The following is a 1442-nucleotide window of genomic DNA, read 5'->3' on the forward strand; positions in this document are numbered from 1 at the left end:
GGGTCAGTCCATAATCTTGGGGATTTAACATAAGAGTCTATTGATAATTTTTTATCTTTGTAGCATGGAAAGCAAAAAGACAACAGACTATAAATCCATTCTATCCATGTTCCTACCGAAGGGCATGTTGGATTATTTCGACTTTACGGACTATGCCGATATGGGCTCGTATTACATTTTTTGTCTGGAGGAGAAGCCCTCGATTCCTGAAGACCTGTCCCGTCTTCCACTAGTTTCGAAGGGTTTCTACCCGGAGATAGTCGTGACGGACTTTCCGGTCCGCGACCATACGGTCTATCTCAAGGTCCGCCGTCGACGTTGGGAGGATAAGTCGACGGGGAAGAGCTACAGCCGTAATTGGAAACTGATAGCCGACGGAACCAGCATTACAGCTGAGTTCGGTGCTTTTTTAAAAGAATTACCTTGATACCCACGAGGTAAGCATCAAAAGCCTGGCAGATTTCTGCCGAATGAAGAGCAGTACCCTCGGCAATTATTACAAGGAGCACCTGAGTGGCTTCCGCGGCTGGCCCCAGCTCCCTCATGCGGACGAATACCTTCTCTTCGGGGATAATATGGGAGAAAACCTTTCCATTGACGAAACGGCCTTCAGCAACGGCGAGTTGTATACGATCGTCACCAATAAGGACGGTCATGGAAAGGCCGGAACACTCATAGCGATGGTCAGGGGTACGAAGGCAGAGGATGTCTGCCGCCGCCTGTTGCGCCTGCCCGAGGGGAAGCGGAAGAGGGTCAGGACCGTCACGCTCGACATGGCCGGAAGCATGTATCGGATTGCCCGCAGGTGCTTTCCCAATGCACAGCAGGTCGTTGACCGTTTCCACGTCCAGAAGCTCATGCACGAGGCCCTGCAGGAACTGCGGATCAAATACCGCTGGGAAGCCCTGGACAGGGAGAACGGGAAAAGGAAGGCTGCACGCCTGCAGAAGAAGGCGTATGTTCCTGAAACCTTTGCCAACGGCGATACGCCTTGCCAACTGCTCGCACGCAGCAGGTACTTGTTGTTCAAGAATCCAAATGACTGGACGGAGACACAGAGGGCCAGGGCAGAAGTCCTTTTTCAGGAATATGCCGACATCAGGACCTTCTACCATCTTTCATTGCATTTGGGACAAATCTATTCGACCAATTATGATAAGGACGTGGCAAGGCCGAAGATGGCACTGTGGTTCAATAAGGTTGAGGAGATGAAATATCCGCAGTTCAATACCGTCATTGAAACATTCAAGCAGCATTATGAAAGGATACTTAACTTCTTTAACCAAAGACTCACCAATGCAAGTGCGGAATCATTCAATGCAAAGCTAAAGAGTTTTAGGACTACTTTCAGGGGAGTGGAAGATGTGAAGTTCTTCTTATACAGAGTTGCACAATTATATGCATAGGCAAATTGTTAAATCCCCAAGATTAATAACTGTGCC

2 protein-coding genes are annotated in these 1442 nt (G+C 48.9%); both read left to right on the plus strand.

The features are described 5' to 3' along the window. Window positions 1-64 precede the first annotated feature (64 nt). On the plus strand, window positions 65-427 hold the full coding sequence (locus NG821_RS12505) for an ISAon1 family transposase N-terminal region protein (RefSeq protein WP_252761989.1): 363 nt from the start codon (window positions 65-67) through the stop codon (window positions 425-427). A 43-nt stretch (window positions 428-470) separates the two neighbouring features. Beyond that, window positions 471-1406: an ISAon1 family transposase gene (locus NG821_RS12510; RefSeq protein WP_252761990.1), complete on the plus strand. Its 936-nt coding sequence runs from the start codon at window positions 471-473 to the stop codon at window positions 1404-1406. Window positions 1407-1442: the final 36 nt, after the last annotated feature.

This window comes from Segatella cerevisiae (assembly GCF_024054555.1).
GTDB lineage: Bacteria > Bacteroidota > Bacteroidia > Bacteroidales > Bacteroidaceae > Prevotella > Prevotella cerevisiae.

What these genes read in the sequence shown, in the direction of transcription:
- NG821_RS12505 (WP_252761989.1), top strand. Translation starts at nt 65, where the DNA reads ATGGAAAGCAAAAAGACAACAGACTATAAATCCATTCTATCCATGTTC.
- NG821_RS12510 (WP_252761990.1), top strand. Translation starts at nt 471, where the DNA reads ATGAAGAGCAGTACCCTCGGCAATTATTACAAGGAGCACCTGAGTGGC.